The 20,831-nt window shown below is 64.3% G+C and carries 22 protein-coding genes; 8 read left to right on the top strand and 14 right to left on the bottom strand.

Annotated features, from left to right (window positions below; genetic code table 11):
- Positions 1 to 62: 62 nt before the first annotated feature.
- The 6 genes from ACNJYA_RS16180 to ACNJYA_RS16155 form a co-directional block, all read right to left on the bottom strand.
- Positions 63 to 944: an SDR family oxidoreductase gene (locus ACNJYA_RS16180; RefSeq protein ID WP_172783236.1), complete on the bottom strand. Its 882-nt coding sequence runs from the start codon at positions 942 to 944 to the stop codon at positions 63 to 65.
- Positions 945 to 1,126: 182 nt separating this feature from the next.
- The gene (locus tag ACNJYA_RS16175; protein WP_439403233.1) at positions 1,127 to 1,987 is read right to left on the bottom strand and encodes a MaoC/PaaZ C-terminal domain-containing protein; all 861 of its coding nucleotides are present in this window, start codon (positions 1,985 to 1,987) and stop codon (positions 1,127 to 1,129) included.
- Between the two features lie 206 nt (positions 1,988 to 2,193).
- The gene (locus tag ACNJYA_RS16170) at positions 2,194 to 2,583 is read right to left on the bottom strand and encodes a Zn-ribbon domain-containing OB-fold protein (protein WP_212254973.1); all 390 of its coding nucleotides are present in this window, start codon (positions 2,581 to 2,583) and stop codon (positions 2,194 to 2,196) included.
- Positions 2,583 to 3,740 carry a thiolase domain-containing protein gene (locus tag ACNJYA_RS16165; protein WP_260379705.1) on the bottom strand — a complete coding sequence of 386 codons (1,158 nt, stop codon included), beginning with the start codon at positions 3,738 to 3,740 and terminating at the stop codon, positions 2,583 to 2,585. Before ACNJYA_RS16165 ends, ACNJYA_RS16170 begins: the two co-directional genes overlap by 1 nt.
- 1,001 nt (positions 3,741 to 4,741) lie before the next feature.
- On the bottom strand, positions 4,742 to 5,212 hold the full coding sequence (locus ACNJYA_RS16160) for an immunity 26/phosphotriesterase HocA family protein (RefSeq protein ID WP_260379706.1): 471 nt from the start codon (positions 5,210 to 5,212) through the stop codon (positions 4,742 to 4,744).
- Between the two features lie 176 nt (positions 5,213 to 5,388).
- On the bottom strand, positions 5,389 to 8,880 hold the full coding sequence (locus tag ACNJYA_RS16155) for an indolepyruvate ferredoxin oxidoreductase family protein (RefSeq protein ID WP_439403232.1): 3,492 nt from the start codon (positions 8,878 to 8,880) through the stop codon (positions 5,389 to 5,391).
- 283 nt (positions 8,881 to 9,163) lie between these two features.
- Here ACNJYA_RS16155 and ACNJYA_RS16150 point away from each other — a divergent pair, with 283 nt between their 5' ends.
- A complete protein-coding gene (locus ACNJYA_RS16150) occupies positions 9,164 to 10,369 on the top strand; it encodes a cytochrome c (RefSeq protein WP_439403231.1) in 1,206 nt (401 codons plus the stop codon).
- Between the two features lie 105 nt (positions 10,370 to 10,474).
- On the opposite strand, the gene ACNJYA_RS16145 is transcribed toward ACNJYA_RS16150, so the two are convergent.
- On the bottom strand, positions 10,475 to 11,119 hold the full coding sequence (locus tag ACNJYA_RS16145; protein ID WP_172783230.1) for a trimeric intracellular cation channel family protein: 645 nt from the start codon (positions 11,117 to 11,119) through the stop codon (positions 10,475 to 10,477).
- 166 nt (positions 11,120 to 11,285) lie between these two features.
- On the opposite strand from ACNJYA_RS16145, the gene ACNJYA_RS16140 reads away from it, so the two are divergent.
- Entirely contained in the window at positions 11,286 to 11,678 is a 393-nt protein-coding gene (locus ACNJYA_RS16140) for a hypothetical protein (RefSeq protein WP_172783229.1), read from the top strand.
- Between the two features lie 158 nt (positions 11,679 to 11,836).
- Here the strand turns inward: ACNJYA_RS16140 and ACNJYA_RS16135 are convergent, their stop codons facing one another.
- From ACNJYA_RS16135 to ACNJYA_RS16125, 3 genes are read right to left on the bottom strand one after another with little or no spacing between them, the layout of a single operon-like run.
- Positions 11,837 to 12,646, bottom strand: a complete 810-nt coding sequence (locus ACNJYA_RS16135; protein ID WP_439403230.1) for an isocitrate lyase/PEP mutase family protein — start codon at positions 12,644 to 12,646, stop codon at positions 11,837 to 11,839.
- A gap of 42 nt (positions 12,647 to 12,688) precedes the next feature.
- Entirely contained in the window at positions 12,689 to 13,048 is a 360-nt protein-coding gene (locus ACNJYA_RS16130) for an antibiotic biosynthesis monooxygenase family protein (protein WP_439403229.1), read from the bottom strand.
- A 24-nt stretch (positions 13,049 to 13,072) separates the two neighbouring features.
- Positions 13,073 to 13,381, bottom strand: a complete 309-nt coding sequence (locus tag ACNJYA_RS16125) for an NIPSNAP family protein (protein ID WP_439403228.1) — start codon at positions 13,379 to 13,381, stop codon at positions 13,073 to 13,075.
- A 202-nt stretch (positions 13,382 to 13,583) separates the two neighbouring features.
- On the opposite strand from ACNJYA_RS16125, the gene ACNJYA_RS16120 reads away from it, so the two are divergent.
- The 3 genes from ACNJYA_RS16120 (at position 13,584) to ACNJYA_RS16110 (ending at position 16,255) form a co-directional block, all read left to right on the top strand.
- Positions 13,584 to 14,912, top strand: a complete 1,329-nt coding sequence (locus ACNJYA_RS16120) for an IS1182 family transposase (RefSeq protein WP_212257604.1) — start codon at positions 13,584 to 13,586, stop codon at positions 14,910 to 14,912.
- A gap of 177 nt (positions 14,913 to 15,089) precedes the next feature.
- Positions 15,090 to 15,779 (top strand): winged helix-turn-helix domain-containing protein, encoded by a 690-nt coding sequence (locus ACNJYA_RS16115; protein ID WP_172783225.1) that lies wholly within the window; start codon positions 15,090 to 15,092, stop codon positions 15,777 to 15,779.
- Between the two features lie 224 nt (positions 15,780 to 16,003).
- Positions 16,004 to 16,255: a GCG_CRPN prefix-to-repeats domain-containing protein gene (locus ACNJYA_RS16110; protein ID WP_172783804.1), complete on the top strand. Its 252-nt coding sequence runs from the start codon at positions 16,004 to 16,006 to the stop codon at positions 16,253 to 16,255.
- 157 nt (positions 16,256 to 16,412) lie between these two features.
- Here the strand turns inward: ACNJYA_RS16110 and ACNJYA_RS16105 are convergent, their stop codons facing one another.
- Both ACNJYA_RS16105 and ACNJYA_RS16100 read right to left on the bottom strand, forming a co-directional pair.
- A complete protein-coding gene (locus ACNJYA_RS16105) occupies positions 16,413 to 16,700 on the bottom strand; it encodes a twin-arginine translocation (Tat) (RefSeq protein ID WP_260379713.1) in 288 nt (95 codons plus the stop codon).
- 114 nt (positions 16,701 to 16,814) lie between these two features.
- Positions 16,815 to 17,129, bottom strand: a complete 315-nt coding sequence (locus ACNJYA_RS16100) for a hypothetical protein (RefSeq protein WP_439403227.1) — start codon at positions 17,127 to 17,129, stop codon at positions 16,815 to 16,817.
- 131 nt (positions 17,130 to 17,260) lie between these two features.
- Here ACNJYA_RS16100 and ACNJYA_RS16095 point away from each other — a divergent pair, with 131 nt between their 5' ends.
- Both ACNJYA_RS16095 and ACNJYA_RS16090 read left to right on the top strand, forming a co-directional pair.
- Positions 17,261 to 17,914 carry a glutathione S-transferase family protein gene (locus ACNJYA_RS16095; protein ID WP_439403226.1) on the top strand — a complete coding sequence of 218 codons (654 nt, stop codon included), beginning with the start codon at positions 17,261 to 17,263 and terminating at the stop codon, positions 17,912 to 17,914.
- A gap of 75 nt (positions 17,915 to 17,989) precedes the next feature.
- Positions 17,990 to 18,142, top strand: coding sequence for a hypothetical protein (locus ACNJYA_RS16090; RefSeq protein ID WP_192859612.1), 153 nt, complete (start codon positions 17,990 to 17,992; stop codon positions 18,140 to 18,142).
- Positions 18,143 to 18,254: 112 nt separating this feature from the next.
- Here the strand turns inward: ACNJYA_RS16090 and ACNJYA_RS16085 are convergent, their stop codons facing one another.
- Both ACNJYA_RS16085 and ACNJYA_RS16080 read right to left on the bottom strand, forming a co-directional pair.
- Positions 18,255 to 18,602 carry a hypothetical protein gene (locus tag ACNJYA_RS16085; protein WP_439403225.1) on the bottom strand — a complete coding sequence of 116 codons (348 nt, stop codon included), beginning with the start codon at positions 18,600 to 18,602 and terminating at the stop codon, positions 18,255 to 18,257.
- Between the two features lie 102 nt (positions 18,603 to 18,704).
- Positions 18,705 to 20,237 (bottom strand): acyl-CoA carboxylase subunit beta, encoded by a 1,533-nt coding sequence (locus ACNJYA_RS16080; protein ID WP_172783220.1) that lies wholly within the window; start codon positions 20,235 to 20,237, stop codon positions 18,705 to 18,707.
- A 140-nt stretch (positions 20,238 to 20,377) separates the two neighbouring features.
- On the opposite strand from ACNJYA_RS16080, the gene ACNJYA_RS16075 reads away from it, so the two are divergent.
- Entirely contained in the window at positions 20,378 to 20,782 is a 405-nt protein-coding gene (locus tag ACNJYA_RS16075; protein ID WP_439403224.1) for a DUF4260 domain-containing protein, read from the top strand.
- The last annotated feature ends 49 nt before the right edge of the window (positions 20,783 to 20,831 follow it).

Genomic DNA, 20,831 nt, shown 5'->3' with positions numbered 1-20,831 from the left:
CTCAGATACGCAATTGCGTATCATAGCTCGCGACTTCGTCGCGCCCCGGAATGACAGTGTGGCTAAAACCGCCGCGCCCCCATCTTGATCTGCTCCTCGGAGAAGAAGATCTCCTTGGCGTGATCGACGATGTCCTGGGCCTTCCAGCCCGAGTGCGGCGGCTTCCAGCCTTCCATCTCCATCATCCGCATTTCGCGCACGCCGCGGGGCCCGGACACGCCCAGCACCTTGCCAGTCTGGTCGCCCGACAAGTCGCTGACCATGTATAGCACGGCCGGCGCGATGCCGTCCGGCCCGAGCGCGGCGCCGGGGTTCTCCTTATAGCGGGGCAGGTCTGCGGTCATGCGGGTCAGGGCGCCCGGGGCCAGCGTCCAGATCCGAATGTTGTACTTGCGACCCTCGATCGCGAGCACGTTGGACAGGCCCCAGATGCCGCCCTTCGCCGCACCGTAATTGGTCTGGCCGAAATTGCCGATCAGCCCTGATGTCGAGGAGGTGTTGACGATGACGCCGCCGCCGTTTTCCCGCATCCAGCGAAACACCGGCAGGGTGCAACAAAAGGTGCCCTTCAGATGAACCTTGATGACCTTGTCCCAGTCGGCTTCCGACGCTTTTGCGAAGGTCTGATCACGCAAAATGCCGGCATTGTTGACGAGGATGTCGGCCCGGCCGAAGTGCTTGATGGCGTCGTCGAACACCGACTGGCCGCCTTCCATGGTGGAAATGTCGGCACCGTTAGCGACCGCCTTGCCGCCCTCGGCCTTGATCGCGTCCACCACCTGCTGCGCCATGGACTTGTCGGCGCCGGAGCCGTCGCGGGGACCGCCGAGATCGTTCACGACGACCGAGGCCCCTTCCCGCGCGAACAGCTTTGCATAGGCCTCACCGAGCCCGCCGCCCGCGCCGGTGATCAGCGCAACCTTGCCGTCGAGTAGTCCTCCCATGGTGGCGTCTCCCTGTTTCTATTCTTTCGTGTCCCGGACGCGATGCAGCGTGCAACGCTGCGTCGCAGAGCCGGGACCCAGTTTTTGTCGGGCACTCTGGGCCCCGGCTCTGCAGCGCACCGCACCGGACGATGCTTCGCATCGCCGGGAGCGTTGCGCTGCGTCCGGGGCACGAGACCGACCTAACCCAGCACCGTCTTGCCGTTCTTGATCACCGTCACCCCGCGCGACTTCACCTTGGCTTCGAACGAGATCACGTTGTCGTCCTTCCAGAGGTCCATGGTCACGGTCTCGCCGGGATAGACCGGCGAGGAGAACCGCGCGACGTGCTGGCGGAAGGCGCTTGCGTCGTAGTCGGCATAGGTCTGCAGCACGCCGCGGCAGGTGATGCCGTAGGTGCACATGCCGTGCAGGATCGGACGCGGGAAACCGGCCTTCCTGGCGAACTCCGGATCGGAGTGCAACGGGTTGCGATCGCCGCAGAGGCGATAGACCAGTGCCTGGTCGGGGCGCGTGGTGATGTCGACGGTCTTGTCGGGCGCGCGTGATGGGATCTTGTGCGGATCCGGCTGCGTCAGGTTCGGTCCGCCGAAGCCGCCATCGCCGCGGGCAAAGCGCGAGGCGACGAGCGTTGCCAGCTTGTCGCCCTTCTCGTTCTTCAGCACGGTCTGGTGAACGATGACGACGCCTTTGTCCTTGCCCTTGTCGTAGACTTCGAGCACGGAGGAGTCGGCTGTGATGTTCGCAGCGACCGGCAGCGGCTGATGGAAGGTGATGTCGCGTTCGCCGTCGACCACCATGACGCGGTTGAGATTCATCTCGCCGGGCCCCGAGCCCCAAGCCGCGACGGAGGCGAAGGTCGGCACCACCTTCAGCGGGCGCGGCGTGTATGTGCCCTCGTTGACGAAGGCGAGCTCGTTCTCGTCCATCGGATCGGCGCCGAGCCCGATGCCGTAGGCGTAGAGCATCACCTCGCGGTCGGTGTAGGCGTATTTCTGGCCGAGGTTTTTCAGGCCTTTGAGCTCTTCGTATCTGGCGGACATGTTGTTTGTCTTTCTCCCAGGTATCTCCGCGAGCAGCGGCGCTCGTTAATGTGCCCTCTCCCCTTGTGGGAGAGGGCAACGAGAGCCGTGCCGCAAACTCATTTGGGTGAGGGGTTGCTTCCACATCGATAGCTCTCTCCGTTGAGACAGACCCCTCATCCGGCGCTTCGCGCCACCTTCTCCCACAAGGGGAGAAGGGAAGAATCTTAGACAGCCGTGAAGAACGGCAGCGGAGCGCCGTCGGTCGGCTTGAACACCACCTTCACCTTCTGGCCGATTTTGAGCGTCGTAAGATCGCAATCGACGAAATTGGTCTGCACCGACGGGCCCTCCTTCAGCGTGACGTAGCCGATGGCGTATGGGCCGGTCGGCGATTTCCGCATCAGGCTGTAGGTGTAGATCGTGCCCTCGCCCGACGCCTCTTCCCACACCGTCTTGTCGGAGTAGCAGAACGGGCAGATCGAGCGCGGGAAGTAATGCGCCTCGCCGCAGGCGGTGCAGCGCTTGATCATGAACTTGCCCTCTTTCGCCGCGTCCCAGAACGCGGCGGTCTCGGGGTTCGTGACAGGGGCCGGATACTTTTTCACTTCGCTCATCACACGCGCTCCAGAATGGCCGTCGAGGCGGCGTGGCGGACGCCGAGCAGGCCGCCGGTGCCGTGGGCGATGGCGAGATCGCAGTTCTTGACCTGCACCTTCGGATGCGCCTCGCCGCGCAGCTGCCTGACAGCCTCGAGGATCTTGGTCATGCCGCCGCGGTTGACCGGATGGTTGCTGCAGAGGCCGCCGCCATCGGTGTTGAACGGCAGCTTGCCGACGCCCGAGATCAGATTGCCGTCGGCGACGAACTTGCCGCCCTCGCCCTTCTTGCAGAAGCCGAGGTCTTCCAGCTGCATCAGCACCGTGATGGTGAAGCTGTCATAGATCGAGGCGTATTTGATGTCCTTCGGCGTGATGCCGGCTTCCTCGAACGCGCGCGGGCCGGACCAGACGCCGGCAGAATATGTGAGATCGAGATCCTTGCCGCCACGAGGACCCTTCATCGCCTCGCCATGGCCGATCAGGCGCACGAGCGGCTTCTTCAGGCTTTTGGCAATCTCGGGCGTCGTCACGATCAGCGCGCCGCCGCCGTCGGAGACGACGCAGCAATCCATGCGATGCAGCGGATCGGAGATCATCGGCGAGTTCAGGACGTCCTCGACGGTGACGACGTCCTTGAGCATCGCATGCGGATTGTATTGCGCATGGTGGGAGGCCGCGACCTTGATCCAGGCGAGCTGCTCAGAGGTGGTGCCATAGTCGTGCATGTGGCGCATGGCACACATGCCATAGGCATTGTGCGTGGTCGCCCCGTAAGCGGATTCGAAATCGGCCTCGGCGCCGGCTGCGCGGGGCGGCATCGCCCCGGTGCGCGGCTTGCCGGCGAGCGTAACGAGCGCGATCGAGCATTTGCCCGCGGCGATCGCCTCGGCGGCATGGCCGAGATGGATGATGTAGGAACAGCCGCCGGTCTCGGTGGAATCGACGTGGCGAAGCTTCTTGGTGTTCAGGCCGAGATAATCGACCATCGGCCAGGCGCCGCCGGGCGCATCGCCCGCGCAGAAATAGCCGTCGACATCGTCCTTGCTGATCCCGGCATCCTCGATCGCACCCTTGGCGACCTCGGCATGAAGCTGGGCGGTGGATTTGTCCGGCGCATGCCGGGTCGGGTGTTCGTAGATCCCGGCAATGTAGGCCTTGCCCTTGATGGTCAAAACTTCTGTCTCCGCTCGCGTCTCGTCTTGGCTCTTTTTTCTGAACCGCACCGGCCTGATTGGCAAGCGCGGAAATATTCCGCGCCGCGAGAGAGCGGCGGGTTGGCGCGAGAGGAGCGCATGGGAAATCCGGGCCCCGGATAGGAAGCGAACCGCCTGCCGCGTCGTCATTGCGAGGAGCCCTTGCGACGAAGCAATCCAGAGTCCCTCCATTAAGGGATTCTGGATTGCTTCCGCCTTCGCCAAGGCTTCGGCGGACAAGTCGCTGCGCTCGCAATGACGGAGTTCGCGGATACCGACGTCGCTCTTTCCACTCACAACTGAATCGCAGACACACGCCCGCATCCTCGCGGCGTATCTCGCCCGAGTTATGCTCCCGTCTTGCCTCCCTCCGGAAACAGAGGGCGCAGGGAAGACCGGGTGCCGGCTGGCACCCACGGTCCGCTGTGCGCGAATTGCGCGAAGAACAGATGCACAGCGGCATACAGGTGAAGCCAAACATCCGGCCTTCCCTGCGCAGTGGCTTTACGGCTTATGTCGCGCTCTCCCCGGGGAGCGATGCACTATTGCCCCCGTCGCCTTGCGAGTGACCCACAAGACTTGACGCACAGACCCCGGGCGTCAGGACCACACGATTTTGCCGTACGCGAGACCGCACCCGTCGTGCGCGCGAGAGACTCGCGCGACGCAGCCCGCGTCCACCGCCGCTCACCCCGCGTTTCGTGACGATCGCGATACGCCCCTCTGAGAGGGATGAGGTGGCGGATGGATACGACAATTCCGAATTTCGGTAAAGTGGAATCTTTGCGCGAATATGGATTGACCCACGGCATGGGTGTTTTGCCCGACGGTAGCGCAAAGGATGGTGTCGTAGGGTGGGCAAAGCGACTTGTCCGCCGTAGCTCGAAGAGCGAAGGCGGAAGCGTGCCCACCTGCTCAGGTGCTATTCTGGTGAGATTGTGGGCACGGCGCTTTGCGCCTTGGGCCGCGCTACGATCCGATTAATGTAGCCGAGGGGCCAGGAGCTTTGAAATCCTTGCTTCCGCTGCTCCTGCACCGAACAGGCCGTCGCTGTCCAACAGCTGCAGGTCATCATAGTTCGAGAGAAGCTCGGACACGCTGCGAAGCGGATCGTCGTTCGCGTACCGCACCAGCCAAGCCTTTCTCGAAATTGGATCGCGCCTGACAAAGTCGGGGAATGGCCAATCTGCCTGATTCCAACTGGGAATCTTGCCAATGATCAACCACCGGCCTTCGATCAGCCCGAGGTCTCCGAAGCGAATTCGGGCCACGGCAAGATTGGGATGAAGCTCATCGAGCATCGCCGCTGCTGGCGTTTCGAGACGCGGACCGAAAAAGTATCCCAGCAGAACCCGTCCCCGGCGGGGCGACCGGGCAACGACTCCACGGGCAAATCCGCCGTTTCGAAGCGGCAATGCGAACACGGAGCCTTCCTCGTAGGGCAGTTTCATCTGCTGTCGACCGTACCGATGACGGGATGAGTGGCGCAGTGTCGTAGGGTGGGTTAGCCGAAGGCGTAACCCACCGCTTTGTTCTCAGCGGAGGCAGAAGCGGTGGGTTACGCCTCGCGAACCGCGCTTCGCGCATTCGCAAGGCTAACCCACCCTACAGGACCTACGAGACCGCCCTACTCCGCCGCGATCTGCCTTGGCGCAGGCGGCGGGTTGGCGAGGTCCGCGGCGAGCTGGGCGTAGCGGGCCTTGGCGTCGTGTACGGCCTTCTCCTTCACCGGGCCGTAGCCGCGGATGCGGTCGGGCAGCGAGAGCAGCTCGACCGCGGTGTCGATCGTGACGGGCGACAGCAGGCCGAGCACGGTGGCGACGTCCTTTTCATAGCCGGCGATGAGATCGCGCTCGAGCTTGCGGTCGGCGCTGCGGCCGAAGATGTCGAACGGCGTGCCGCGCAGGAACTTGAACTTGGCCAGCACGCGGAAGACGTTCAGCATCCACGGGCCGAAGGCGCGCTTCTTGGGACGGCCCAAGGCATCGACACCGCTTGCCAGGATGGGCGGCGCGAGGTTGAAATTGAACTTGAAGTCGCCCTCGAACTGGTCGCGGAGCTGCTGCTCGAAGGCGCCGTCGGTGTAGAGGCGCGCGACCTCGTATTCGTCCTTGTAGGCCAGCAGCTTGGCGTAGTTCACCGCGACTGCGCGCGGCAGCGCATCGCCATAGCCGCCCTTCGCGGCGGCATCGCGGACCTGGTCGACCAGCTTGCGATAGCGCTTGGCGAGACGAGCGTTCTGGTAGGCGGTCAGACGCTTGGCGCGATGCTCGATGACTTCGTCCAGCGTCATGGCATCCAGCGTCTTCGGCGCGATCACCCCGTCCGCGCCCTTCAGCATGTCGGTAAGACGCTTGGGATCTGCGACTGCGAGACGGCCGAGGCGGAAGGCTTCCTTGTTCATCTTGATCGAGACGCCATTGACCTCGATGGCCTGCTCGATTGCTTCCGCGGAGAGCGGCAACAGACCCTTCTGATAGGCATAGCCCATCATCATCATGTTGGTGGCGATGGCGTCGCCGAGCAGCTGCTCGGCAGGCTTAGTGAAGTCGAAGAAAACTGAATCCTTGTGCAGCGCGGTTTCCAACAGCCCGGTCAGCTTGCGGGTCTGGAAATTGAAATCGCGGTTGAGGACGAAGTCGGCGGTGGGAATGACGTGGCTGTTGATGATGCCGCGGGTGCGGGTGGAGTCACAAAGGGTGATCGTGTCCTTGGCGACCGCGACGACCTCATCGGCGGCGAGCACGAGATCGGCCGTGCCGGTGACGATGCGCGAGCAGGTCACCTCGGCAGGATGATCGGACAGACGGACATGGCTGAGCACCGCCCCGCCCTTTTGCGCGAGGCCCGACATGTCGAGGATCATCGAGGCCTTGCCCTCGATATGGGCGGCCATGCCGAGCAGCGCGCCGATGGTGAGCACACCGGTGCCGCCGACGCCGCCGACGGCAATGTTATAGGGCTTGTCGAGCGTCGGGCGTGAGGCCGGCTCGGGCAGCGCGCCGATCTCGGCGAACTCGGCAGGCGCGCGGTGGCGCGGCGCGCCGCCGTCGATGGTGACGAAGGACGGACAGAATCCCTTCAGGCAGGAATAGTCCTTGTTGCAGGACGACTGGTTGATGGCGCGCTTGCGGCCGAACTCGGTCTCCAGCGGCTCGACCGAGATGCAGTTCGACTGCACCGAGCAATCGCCGCAGCCTTCGCAGACGGCCGGATTGATCATGACACGGCGCGCCGGATCCTCTATCAGGCCGCGCTTGCGGCGACGGCGCTTCTCGGCGGCGCAGGTCTGCACGAACACGATCGCGGAGGTGCCCTTGAACTCGCGGCACATCTTCATGACGGTGTCGAGCTCGTCGCGGTGATACTTCTTCACCCCGGGCGCGATGGTGTCTGCCGGGTAAGCGTCGGGGTTTTCCGAGACCAGATAAATTTCGCTGATGCTCTCGGCATGAAGCTGGGCCATGATCTTCTGCGGCGAGAGATCGCCGTCATGACGCTGGCCGCCGGTCATGGCCACCGCGTCGTTGTAGAGGATCTTGTAGGTGATGTTGGCCTTGGAGGCGATCGCCTGGCGGATGGCGAGAATGCCGGAGTGGAAGTAGGTGCCGTCGCCGAGATTGGCGAAGATGTGGTTCTCGTTGGTGAAGGGCGCGATGCCGACCCAGGGCACGCCCTCGCCGCCCATATGCGTGAACGTCTCGGTCGAGCGGTCCATCCACAGCGCCATGAAGTGACAGCCGATGCCGGCGAGCGCGCGGCTGCCTTCGGGGACTTTCGTCGAGGTATTGTGGGGACAGCCGGAGCAGAAATACGGAGTTCGGGAGACAGGCGCGACCGCCTGCATCTGGGTCGCCTGGCGGCCGTTGAACCAGTCGGCCTTGACGCGGAGCATCTCCGCGATCTCGGGGTTGAGATCAAGTCGAAGCAGCCGCTCGGTGAGCGAGGTCGCGAGCGAGGCGACGCTGAGCTCGGCGGCGAAGGTCAGGAAACGCTTGTCGTGCTCGTCCATCTTGCCGACGATGCGGGGCCGGACGTCGTCGCGCCAGTTGAACAGCTCCTGCTTGACCTGGTTCTCGACGATCTCGCGCCGCTCCTCGACGATGAAGATCTCCTCGAGCCCGACCGCGAAGTTGCGCACGCCCTCCGGCTCCAGCGGCCAGGGCATGCCGATCTTGTAGAGGCGAAGGCCGATTCGAGCGGCGACCTCCTCGGTGATCCCCAGCTCGCGCAGCGCCTGGCGCACGTCCTCGTAGCTCTTGCCCGAGGCCATGATGCCGAAACGCGCGTTCGGCGAATCCATGGTGACGCGGTTGACCTTGTTGGCGCGGGCAAAGGCGATGGCGGCAAAGCCCTTGTAGTCCTGCAGGCGGCGATCCTGCTCGAAGCGGTCGTCGGGCCAGCGCAGGTTGAGGCCGCCGGGTGGCAGCTCGAAATCGGTGGGGATGATGAACGGCTTCATCTCGTCGGTGAGATCGATCTCGGCGGTGGTCTCCACCGTCTCCGTGATCACCTTCATGCCGACCCAGCAGCCGGAATAGCGCGACATCGCGATGCCGAGCAGGCCCATCTCGATCATCTCGTGGATGCTCGAGGGATAGAGATACGGCATCAGCGCCGAGATGAAGGCGTGGTCGGACTGATGCGGGACGGTGGAGGATTTGGCGCCGTGGTCGTCGCCGGCAAGGCAGAGCACGCCGCCGTTCTTGGCCGAGCCCGCGGCATTGCCGTGGCGGAACACGTCGCCGCAGCGGTCGACGCCGGGGCCCTTGCCGTACCAGATGCCGACCACGCCGTCGTATTTGGCGCCCGGCGAGAGGTTGAGCTGCTGCGAGCCCCATACCGCGGTCGCGGCGAGGTCCTCGTTCACGCCCGGCTGGAACTTGATGTTGTATTGCTCGAGATGCTTGCGGGCGGCGAACAGCTGCTGGTCGTAACCCCCGAGCGGCGAGCCGCGATAGCCCGAGATGAAGCCCGCGGTGTTGAGGCCGTTGGCGCGGTCGCGCCGGATCTGGGCCATCGGCAAGCGGACCAGGGCCTGGATGCCCGTGGTGAAGACGTGTCCGGTCTGCTGGGTGTACTTTTGATCGAGACTGATCGGACCCTGGTTGATGCCCATGCTTGTCCTCGCTTGCGCCCTGTTCAGGTCTTGCTGACTTAAGTCGTTGCCCGCCCGTTGTTTTTAGCTAGGGCGCGCCGACCATCTGCGCCACTCTATGTCGGATATTTCATGATCCGCACCACAAATCTGGACCAAAGGAGGCCTCGGGTAAAAATCGCAATTTCGTGGTCTGAAACACGTTGGCGATTTTCAGTTTGTGTCACCATACCCCCGTCGTTGCGAAATGAATCGACGCTGCGTTCATGCTGGTGGGGTCGATTGGTCGCAGGAGAGACCGAGCATGCGGACGATTCTGGCCGGTATCGCGTTGTGCAGTGCAGTCGCCAGCGCGGCGATTGCCGAGCCGGCGCCGGAGCTGATCGCCTATGGCAAGGCGCTGGTCGAAGCCGGCGACTGCGCGGGCTGTCACACCGCCGATCCGGCCAAACCGTTTGCCGGCGGCAAACGCATCGACACGCCCTTCGGCGCGATCTACGCGCCGAACCTGACGCCCGACCGCGACACCGGGATCGGCGCCTGGGCGGATGCCGATTTCACCCGCGCCCTGCGCTATGGCATCGCGCCCGACGGCTCGAACTATTACCCGGCGTTCCCCTACCCCTACTTCACGAAGATGACGAAGGACGACACGCTGGCGATCCGGGCCTATCTCGGCAGCCTTGCGCCCATCGCCAGCCGCAACAAGCCGCCGGAACTGCGCTGGCCATTCGGCTATCGCGGCCTGATGCGGATCTGGAACGCCCTGTATTTCAAGCCCGGCCTGTTCGAGCCGGACCAGAGCCAGAGCGCGGCGTGGAACAGAGGCGGCTATCTCGTCACCGGGCTCGGCCATTGCGGCGCCTGCCATACGCCGAAGAATTATTTCGGCGCCGACAAGCAGGCGCAGGCGCTCTCGGGCAATGAGGTCGGCGGCTGGTACGCGCCGCGGCTCGACGGTGCCACCCGCACGGGGCTGAAATCCTGGAGCGAGGCAGACATCGCCGAATATCTGCAGAGCGGCCGCAACGCCAGGAGCCATGCCGGCGGACCGATGGCCGAGGTGATCGTTGGCTCGACGGCGAAGATGAGCGATGCCGATGTGCGTTCGATCGCAATCTATCTGAAGAGCCTGCCGCCGGCGCGGCGCGAGAGTATCGTGACGCCGCCGGAGGCAGCCGAGATGACGGCCGGACAGGCCGTCTATGCGAAGCTCTGCGTCGCCTGCCACGAGACCGACGGCACCGGCAGCCCGCGCATCTATCCGCCGCTGCCGGGCAACGCGCTGCTGCAATCGGTCAATCCGTCCTCGACCTTGCGCATCATCCTCGACGGTGCTCACACCGTGACGACACCGCGCGCGCCGAACATTGGCGAGATGCCTGCTTACGCCAAGCAGCTGTCCGACGCCGAGATCGCCGCGGTGACGAACTACATCCGCAATTCCTGGGGCAATGCGGGCCCGCTGGTGACGCCGGCACAGGTGGCGAAGGCAAGGAAGGAGAAGTAGTCAGCTCTCTCCCCGTCATTGCGAGCGCAGCGAAGCAATCCAGCATCTTTCCGCGGAGGGACTCTGGATTGCTTCGCTGCGCTCGCAATGACAGCGTGGATGGAGCTATCGCTCCTCATCCCCCGTGAACACAAACTTCGGCATCTCCCATTTGTAGCGCACCGCAAGCAGGCGGAAGCTGATGCCGAGGACGAAGGTCAGGATGGTCCAGAGCTCCGCATTGAGCTTGAGACCAAACGCGGTGGCATAGAACAATCCCGTCACCACAGAGACGCTGGCGTAGAGCTCGGAGCGAAACAGCAGCGGCACGTCGTTGCAGAGCACGTCGCGCAGCACGCCGCCGGCGCAGCCCGTCACCATGCCGGAGACGATGACGATGGGCAGTGTCGCATCCATCTGCCAGGCCACGTCGCAGCCGGCCATGGTGAAGACGACGAGACCGATGGCATCGAGCACGATGAAGGCGACCTTCAGCCGGTGCACGAGACGCGCAAACAGGATGGTGAGGAAGGCGGCGCCGCCGGCGAGCGCGAGATAGATGGGGCTCTGCACCCAGGCCAGCGGATAATGTCCGAGGAAGAGATCGCGCAACGTGCCGCCGCCGAGCGCGGTGATGCAGCCGAGGAAGCAGACCCCCAGCCAATCCATGCTGCGGCGTCCGGCGGCAAGCGCAGCCGTCATGCCCTGCGCGGCCACCGCCACAAGGGACAGGAAATGCAGCACGCTATCCGTCGGCGGCAGGCTCCACATCGCCGTGTTCCTCCTCCCCGATATGGAACTCAAGGCCCGGGGTCAGACAGAACAGGTTCCCGATTCCCCGGATGGGGGCAATATGCGACGAAAGCATCAGGTGGCGCGGAACAGAATCTCGCAGCTGTGGGTTGTCCGGGGGTCATAACCCGAGGAGATCCAATCGATGGCTGACGACCGTTTTCCCAACGATCCGTACCGCCCGAACCTCGCCGACGATGAGTATACTCGCGCGGCGCGCCGGGATGCCGACCTGCAGGCCGATCCCGAGCTCGGGGAAGGTCCCGCCTCCAGCGGCAAGATCGCACTGTTCGCGGTGGCCGTCGCCCTGGTGCTGGGCGCGGTGTTCTACGGCTTGAACAACACGACCACCGGCAACCAGGCGAGCAATGAGCCGGCATCGCGAACCGCTCAGCAGACCGCGCCGGCCAGTCCGGCCGCACCTCCCGGCATGCGTGACGTGACGCCACGCAGCAACACCGAGCCGGGCACGACCACCGGTGCCGCGCCGAGCAGGCCGGCCCCGACGACGCCAGCTCCGTCCGACGGCGCGAAGTAACATTTCGCAATAAAGCGCGAGAGCGGCGGGATCCAACATCCCGCCGCTTTTCGTTTGGCTAAAGCGCGATGAGATTTGGACGAATCGTCATCGCGCTTTAGATCTTTGTTTGAGCATGATCGTTTCGGAAAACCGCTTCACGCTTTTCCGGATCATGTCTAGCCGAACATCTTGTTGAGCTCGCCACCGGGATAGCCGCCGCCGAGCTCGGTGAAGGTGCCCTTCTCCGCCATCTCCTTCGCCGCGCGCATGAAGCCGCCCCAGGCGGCGCGAGCCAGCGAGCCGCCGACGCTGATGCGGCGCACGCCGAGATCTTCGGCTTCCTGCAGCGACAGGCCGGACGCGCCGATCAGAAGATTGAACGGTTTTGGTGCGACAGCCTTCACCACCGCGGCGATGTCCTCGCGGCTCTTCAGACCCGGCGCATAGAGGCAGTCGGCGCCGGCATCGGCATAGGCGGTGAGCCGGTCGATGACGAGCTTGAGATCCGTCACGCCCCAGAGATACGCCTCGCATCGGCCGACCAGCAGCGTGCCGCTGTCGCCGATCGCCTTGCGCGAGGCCTTGATGCGCTCGACGGCCAGCGCACGGTCGTAGAGCGGCTTGTCCTTGTCGCCGGTGGAATCCTCGATCGACAGGCCGGCGACGCCGGTGCGCACACCGCGCTCGACATTGTCGGCGACCCTCTCGGGCTCGACCGCAAAGCCGCCCTCGAAATCGGCGTTCACGGGGATGTCGACGGCCGAGCTCAATGCTGCCAGATGCTGACAGACGTCCTCGACGGTGACGTGGTTGTCGGCCTTGCCGATGGTCCAGGCAAAGCCCGCGCTCGACGACGCAATCGCCTTGAAACCGAGATGCTGCAAGGCTTTCGCACTGCCGACATCGACCGGATTGGGCAAAATGAAGCAGCCGCTCTCGTGCATCTTCCTGAACGTCGCGCGCTTGTCAGCGGTCGTCACGTGCATGTTTCTCTCCCTTGTTGGCCGCGCAGAGATAGGCGTGCGTTCTCAACTCCGCCAGTGCGCGTCGTACACGGCGCGGCTGTCCTTCGGGGCCTGCTCGCGATCGTTCATGCCGTAATCGCGGATTACGCTGGCGATGCGCAGGTGATAATCGGCGAAGATCTGCGCCCTGCCCTTGGCCTGGGTGCGGCGGTGCTCCATGGTGTTCCGCCAGGCGGCGACTGCTGCCTCGTCGCGCCAGAACGACACCGACAGGATCTTGCCCTTCTCAGTCAGGCTCTCGAAACGCTCGACCGAGATGAAGCCGTCGATGGTCTGCAGCAGCGGCTTCAGATCGGCCGCGAGGTCGAAATAGTCCTGGCGGTGTTCCGGCTTGGGCCAGACCTCGAAGATCACGGCGATCATGGGCGTCTCCTGCTGTTGGTGGACTTACAATACCACCTTGCGCAGGAAGGTGCGTTCTTCGGCGAGGATGAATCTGTGTTCCTCGGCGAAGTGGAAGTTGGCCATGCCCTCGGAGTCCTGCCGCACCCGCGCACGATAGGCTTCATAGGCGGCCAGGCTCTCGAAGCTGATCAGCCCGAACGCGATGTTGTTGGTGCCCTCGTGCGGCATGAAATAGCCGATCAGGTCGCCGCCGCATTTCGGGATGATGGTGAGCCAGCGCTTCGCATATTCCTCGAACTGGGCGCGCTTGAACGGATCGAGCTGGTAGCGGATGAAGACGGTGACGGACATGATGGGCTCCTGTTTCCATGGCGTCATTGCGAGCGCAGGTCTCGTAGGGTGGGCAAAGCGAAGCGTGCCCACGTCCTTTGTCCGCCACGACGATTGGTGGGCACGTCGCTGCGCTCCTTTGCCCACCCTACGAGACTGTGAATCTTTTGTACCGCGCGTCAGACGAATGTGATTCTCTGGGCAGACTGATCTGCTGGAGAGGATGATGGCTGACGACGGACTTTTTGGTGAATTGCCGGAGCAGTCGGCACGAACCGAAGCGGTGCCGCAAGGCGCACCTCGGCTGCGCGAGCCTGTGCGCAATCAGGTCGAATTGCGAGCGGTCGATATCGACAGCCTGATCGGGCAGGATCATCCAGCGCGGGTGATCTGGGCTTATGTCGAAGGGCTGGACCTGAGCGAGCTGGAAGATCGCGTCAAGGCACGGGAAAACAGGCCGGGCCATCCGGCGCCATCGCCACGGTTGTTGCTGGCGCTTTGGCTGTACGCCGCGAGCGATGCCGTTGGCAGCGCGCGGGCGCTGGACCGGCTCTGCGACAGCCACGACGTCTACCGCTGGCTCTGCGGTGGCGTGTCGTTGAACCATCACGGGCTGTCGGACTTCCGGGTCGGCTGTGCCGACTTGCTCGACCGTTTGCTGGTTGAACATCTGGTGGCCCTGAACGAGGCAGGGCTGGTCGATCTGGAGAAGCTGACCCAGGACGGGGTGCGGATACGAGCGAATGCCGGGACCGGATCGTTCCGGCGGGAGGCGACGCTGGATCGGCAGATGGCGCAGGCCGAGGCCATTGTGGAAGAGCTCAAGCGCGAGGTCGATGCGGACCCGGAAGCCAGCAATCGGCGGATCCGGGCCGCCAAAGAGCGGGCGGCGCGCGAACGCAGCGAGCGGGTGCAAGCCGCGCAGGCCGCGCTGGCCGAGATCAAGCGCAAGCGAAAACAGCTCGACGACAAGGGCGGCAATGGCAAGAAGCCGAAGGAGCCTCGGGCCTCCACCACCGACCCGCAGGCCAGGGTGATGAAGATGGCCGATGCCGGCTTCCGTCCGGCCTATAATGTGCAGGTGGCTAGCGCGGCTGGCGAACTGATCGTGGTCGCGATCGATGTCGACAACAGCGGCTCAGATCGTGGCTTGATGCGCCCGATGCTGGAGCGAACGCGCGCTCGGCTGAAGCGCTTGCCACGCCGCTACCTCGCCGATGGCGGGTTCTGCACTGGCGACGACATCGAATGGGCGCATGGCGAGGGCATCGAGGTTTACTGTCCACCGCCCCAATCCAGGAGCGGTGTCGATCCCTTCTTACCCCGGAGCAGCGACGGTCCTGGCATAGCGGCCTGGCGTGCTCGCATGGCCAGCGAAGCCGGCAAGGCACAGTACCAGGCCCGTACCATCTGCGAATGCATCCATGCCCGCTGGCGCAACTGGGACCTCAGGCAACTGACCGTGCGCGGCATCGAGAAGGTCCGTGCCGTCGTGCTCTGGTACGCCCTCACCAACAACATCCTGCAAGGGCATCGTCTCGCAAAAGCATAGATAACCAACAGCCTGACGCCGCCGGCTTCCCCCATCAAGGGGCGATACCACCCCTTGATGTCGAAGCCGAAACAAAACGAATTGGCTCACAGGCTCTACGGGCGCGCTCCTCGCAATGACGACTTGGTGAGAGGTTACGTCCTTGCCCGACGACAATGCTTCGGTTACCATCGAAGCATGAAATCAGGACCCGACATCGCCATGGTCGCCTCGCTGGTCGGCGACCCCGCCCGCGCCAATATGCTCACGGCGCTGATGAACGGCCGCGCGCTCACGGCGAGCGAGCTGGCGCAGGAGGCCGGCATCACGCCGCAGACCGCGAGCTCGCATCTGTCGAAGCTCGAGGCCGGCGGCCTCATCGAGCCGGAGAAGCAGGGCCGTCATCGCTATTACCGCCTCACCGACGACGACGTCGCCGGCGTGCTCGAGGGGCTGGCTGGGCTTGCGGCGCGCACCGGCCATATGCGCGTGCGCACCGGGCCGAAGGACCCTGCGCTGCGGCGCGCGCGGATCTGCTACGACCATCTCGCCGGCGATCTCGGCGTGCAGATGCTGGACTCCTTGCGCGAGCGGCATCTGGTCAGGCAGAGGAAGCAGGAGATTGAGCTGACCGCCGAGGGCGAGCGCTTTCTCGCAAGGCACCTGCAGATCTCGCCCGACATGCTCAGCCACCCGCGCCGCCCGGTCTGCAAGGCCTGCCTCGACTGGAGCGAACGGCGTCATCACCTCGCCGGCACGTTGGGGGCCGCCATGATGCAGCGCTTTGCCGAGCTGAAATGGGCGGCGCGCGATCCCACGCCCGGCAGCCGCGTCGTGAATTTCACCCGCACCGGCGAGAAGCAGTTCGCTGCGTTGTTCGGCAAGTGATCCGGGCATCGGTCACCTTCGCGGCCGCTAGCGACAGCAGCGTGTCGTCCGAGACCCAATGCTGCCAACGTTCATGCCGCATTCAGGTCGTGATTGGCAGGTTTGGATCGCGACGTCTCGGCACGTCCCAGATTTAACGTGTCGAATCGTGTCTCTTGATTCATTGTGCGCCCGCAAGCGCTATTCCCCGAAGCCTGCCTCCCAAGGACAAGAAGGAAGATCAAATGAAATACCTGTTCGCCGCCGTCATGCTCGCCAGTGCGGTCGTCGGTTTCAGCGAGGCGGCCAGCGCCGCCGGCGGTTGCGGCCCGGGCTGGTATCGCGGCCCCTATGGCGGCTGCCGTCCGATGCGCGGCGCTGTCGTGGTTCGCCCCGCCCCGGTGGTGGTCGCCCCGGCGCCGGTCGTCGTCGTGCCTCGTGCGCGCGTGTGTCCTTACGGCTTCCGCTGGTACGCCGGCCGCTGCCGCCCGTTCTGATCTCCTTCCATTCCGTTGCAAAATGGCCGCGGGGCGAATGCCTGCGCGGCCATTTTTTGTTGCTGACGATTCACCCGCAGCGGAACCGGAGCACTTCCCAAATCGAAACGGGGACCGCCAGCGGCGATCCCCGTCGCGTCCGAGAATGGCCGCGAGCTTACCAGTAATGGCGGCGGTGCCAGCGCCGGTAATGCCGGCGCCAATGGCGGCGGCGCCAGCCCCAGTGGCGGCCGCGCCCACGCCAATGAACTTGCTCAGGCGTCAGCTTGGCGGCTTCCTCGCTGGTGGTGACCGCAGGATGAGCGTCGGGATTGCCTTGCGGCGGCCGGGCGGGATCAGCGAGCGGCTGCGGTGACAGCGGCGCGGCCTGCGCGGCAGTCGCGGCGAAGGCGGCGGCGCCCGCCGTCAATCCCAAGGCAAGTTTCAAAAAGTTCCGGCGCTCCATGGCAATTCCTCTAGGCTACCTGGCAAGTGATGCAGAGGAAGTGTCGCGGCCACGACATGAACCAAGGCTGAATCGCGTGTTCAGAATTCGTTGCGAGCGGACATTCGGTGCGCCCTATTGAGAAAACTCCTGCGCCAGCAGCAGCGTCTCACGCGAGCGCTTCACGTCGGGCCAGTCGCGGTTGAAATCGGCGACGAGCTTTTGCAGCGCGTCACCTCTCAGCATCGCGTTCAACTTGGCCTCGTCGTCGAACTGATACATCGCCTGATGCAGCGAGGGATCGTCGAGGCTCCAGAACCGCCATGCTTTGCTCACGCCGAAGGCCTTCGCCGCGTCGGGCAAATGTTCCGTCTCGTACCATCGGTCGAAAGCAGCGCGCTTGCTGGCGTCGAGAACGACGGCGTGAACGACGAAGAAGGCTGCTGGCATCGGGTTTCCTCCTGTTGTTTGAACCGAGCCTTACCGCTTTCCGCCGCCGGCGACTAAAAGAGTCGGCCCTGGTGTCGGAATGGACGCCCTTCGTTCGTCCTCTGCGTCGAACCAGGACACGGAGACAGCAAATGGCCGAGCTCACCCTGACCACCTTCAATTGGGTTCCCGAACCGCCGCGTGGCCTCGTGCGCGACTTGCGCGTGCGCTGGGCCCTCGAAGAGGCCGCCCTGCCCTATCGCGTCGCCAACACCCCGTTCGACGATCGCGGGCCTGCGCACCTCGCGGACCAGCCGTTCGGCCAGGTGCCGTGGCTGACCGACGGCGACATCTCGATCTTCGAGACCGGCGCGATCCTGCTGCATCTCGGCGAGCGCAGCGACAAGCTGATGCCGACAGATCCGCGCGGCCGCACTGAAGCGACGAAATGGGTGTTCGCGGCGCTCAATTCGGTGGAGATGGCCAGCCTGCCCTGGACGATGTCAAAGTTCATGGGACATCCGACCGACACGGCGGCGTGGAAATTCGTGGACGACTTCCTCAAGCTCCGGCTCAGGCGTCTCGAGCCGGTGCTCGGCCCCCGCCAATGGCTGGCCGGATCCTTCTCCGTCGCCGACATCCTGATGGCGGACGTACTGCGCGTGGTCGACAAGTTCGACGGGCTTGCGGACAGTCCTGCCTGCCGCGCCTATGCCGCGCGCGCCACGGCCCGCCCGGCGTTCGCCAAGGCGCACGCCGACCAGATGGCGCATTTTGCTGCGGGGGACAAGGCGCGCCGAACGTGACGCGCCTCACATAATCAATCCAATGCCCGGCGTACAGTCGCCACCATTGGAAGAAAGCAATTTGACAGGTGCCACATGGTCCGCATCGAATATCTCAAGCGACAGATCGCCCGCGCCGAGCGGCTGGCCAAGGCCATCCTCGACCGGCAGACCGCCGAGCGGCTCCAGGCCTACGCCGCCGAATGCCGCGCCGAATTGTCGGAGCTGACGCTCAAGACCGCCGCGTGAGGCGGACCGGGGAGATACGTAGGGCGGATTAGCGCTAGCGTAATCCGCCACTTCTCCATCCCGGTGACGCATACCTTGGTGGATTACGCTGTCGCTAATCCACCCTACCGCGTCACACCAGCTTCAGCGGAGCATCGGCGACGACCCTCAGATCAATGCTGCCGATCAACGCTGAACGCCGCGCCTCCGCAGCACTGATGGCCTCGTCCGTCTGTCGCAACGTCGAGACGTTCGAGCCGAGCGAGACGATCCCGCCCAGCACAAGTGCGATCGATCCGAGCGCGGCAGTCTGACCGAAGCTGAACAGACCGAGGATCGTCACGAGCAGCAGCGCCGCCCCGCCCCCGATCGCGATCTTGGACGCGAGGATGTACTTGCGGCACCGCTCGGCGATCTCGGCGAGCCGCTCGATCCGATCTTCGATCTCGGAGATTTCGTCGGTCGGGTCGTCTTCGGTCATTGGATTGAGGATACCGATTGTAGGGCGGATTAGGCGCAGCCGTAATCCGCGGGTTCGGATGAGTGGCGGGTTACGCTTCGCTAACCCGCCCTACGCCTCCCCTCACAACGGCAAATTGTCGTGCTTCTTCGCCGGCATTTCCGTTTTCTTGTCCTTCAGCATCGAAAGCGCCCGCGCGATCCGCTTGCGGGTCGAGTGCGGCATGATGACGTCGTCGATGTAGCCGCGCTCGGCAGCGATGAACGGCGACAGGAAGCGGTCTTCGTATTCCTTGGTGCGGGCTGCGATCTTGTCGGGGTCGCCGATGTCGCTGCGGAAGATGATCTCGACCGCGCCCTTGGCGCCCATCACCGCGATCTGCGCGGTCGGCCAGGCGTAGTTCATGTCGGCGCCGATCTCCTTGGAGGCCATGACGTCGAAGGCGCCGCCATAGGCCTTGCGGGTGATGATGGTGACGAGCGGCACGGTGCATTGCGAGTAGGCGAACAGAAGCTTGGCGCCGTGCTTGATCAGGCCGCCATATTCCTGCGCGGTGCCGGGCAGGAAGCCCGGCACGTCGACGAAGGTGACGATCGGGATGTTGAAGGCGTCGCAGAAGCGGACGAAGCGCGCCGCCTTGCGCGAGGCGTCGCTGTCGAGCACGCCGGCCAGCACCATCGGCTGGTTGGCGACGAAGCCGACGGTGCGCCCCGCAATGCGGCCAAAGCCGGTGACGATGTTCTTGGCGAAGGCTTCCGCGATCTCGAAGAAGTCGCCCTCGTCCACGACCTTCAGGATCAGCTCCTTCATGTCATAGGGCTTGTTCGGATTGTCGGGGATCAGCGTGTCGAGCGACATGTCGACCCGCTCGATGTCATCGAAGCTCGGCCATTCCGGCACGCCGTCGGTGTTGTTGGAGGGCAGAAAGTCGATCAGGCGACGCATCTGCAACAGCGTCTCGACGTCGTTCTCGAAGGCGCCGTCGGCGATCGAGGATCGCGTCGCATGCACCGAGGCGCCGCCGAGCTCCTCGGCGGTGACGACCTCGTTGGTCACGGTCTTCACCACGTCGGGGCCCGTGACGAACATGTAGCTGGTGTTCTTCACCATGAAGATGAAGTCGGTCATCGCAGGTGAATAGACGTCGCCGCCGGCGCAGGGGCCCATGATGACGGAGATCTGCGGGATCACGCCCGAGGCGAGCACGTTGCGGCGGAACACGTAGGAATAGCCGGCGAGCGCGGCGACGCCTTCCTGGATGCGGGCGCCGCCGGCGTCATAGAGGCCGATGATGGGCGCCCTCGCCTTCATCGCCATGTCCTGCAACTTGGTGATCTTGAGCGCGTGGGTCTCGGACAGCGAGCCGCCGAACACCGTAAAGTCTTTGGCGAAGACAAAAGTCTTGCGGCCGTTGACGGTGCCCCATCCCGTGACGACGCCGTCGCCCGGCACCTTGGTCTTCTCCATGCCGAACTCGGTGGAGCGGTGCTCGACGAACATGTCGAACTCCTCGAACGACCCCTTGTCGAGCAACAGCTCGATGCGCTCGCGCGCCGTCAGCTTGCCGCGGGCGTGCTGCGCCTCGATGCGCTTCTCCCCGCCGCCGAGCTTTGCGCCGGCACGACGATCTTCAAGGGCGTCCAGGATGTGTTTCATTTGCTCCCGCCAGTTCTTAAGTGATGGGCGGGTTCTAACACGGCATTTTGCGACCCGGAAAGCCGCTTTCGCCGTCGCAGGGCTGGCTTGCCGTAGCGGGAAAGCGCAAGGAATTACAAAGTTTTGCCCAGGAGGCGAGCGTGACGGAAGGAAGGGGCGAGACGGGCGCTGCGACGGGCGGCGTCAACATCCTGCTGCGGCTGGAGGGCCTGACCCTGTTTGCAGCGATGGTGACGCTCTATGCGGCCTGGGACGGGTCGTGGCTGGTGTTTGCCCTGCTGTTCTTCGTGCCCGATCTGAGCTTCCTGGCCTACCTGTCCGACGCCAGGTTCGGCGCGATGGTCTACAACGCTGCCCACAGCTACATGGCCCCGGTGGCGTTGCTGACGCTGGGCTTCGGCCTCGCCTCGCCCCTCACCCTTTCCATCGCCTTGATCTGGCTTGCCCATATCGGCCTCGACCGGGCGCTCGGCTACGGCCTGAAATATTCCGCCGGGTTCGGCTTCACCCATTTGGGACGGATCGGGCGGCAGAGGGACTCCTGACCTCAAATTTGGCAGCCCGGCAGGTTGACCGGGCCGACCGATTCAGGCT

This window comes from Bradyrhizobium sp. BLXBL-01, assembly GCF_051853025.1.
Classification (GTDB): Bacteria; Pseudomonadota; Alphaproteobacteria; order Rhizobiales; family Xanthobacteraceae; genus Bradyrhizobium.
This window is presented reverse-complemented; position numbering and strand designations above follow the sequence as displayed.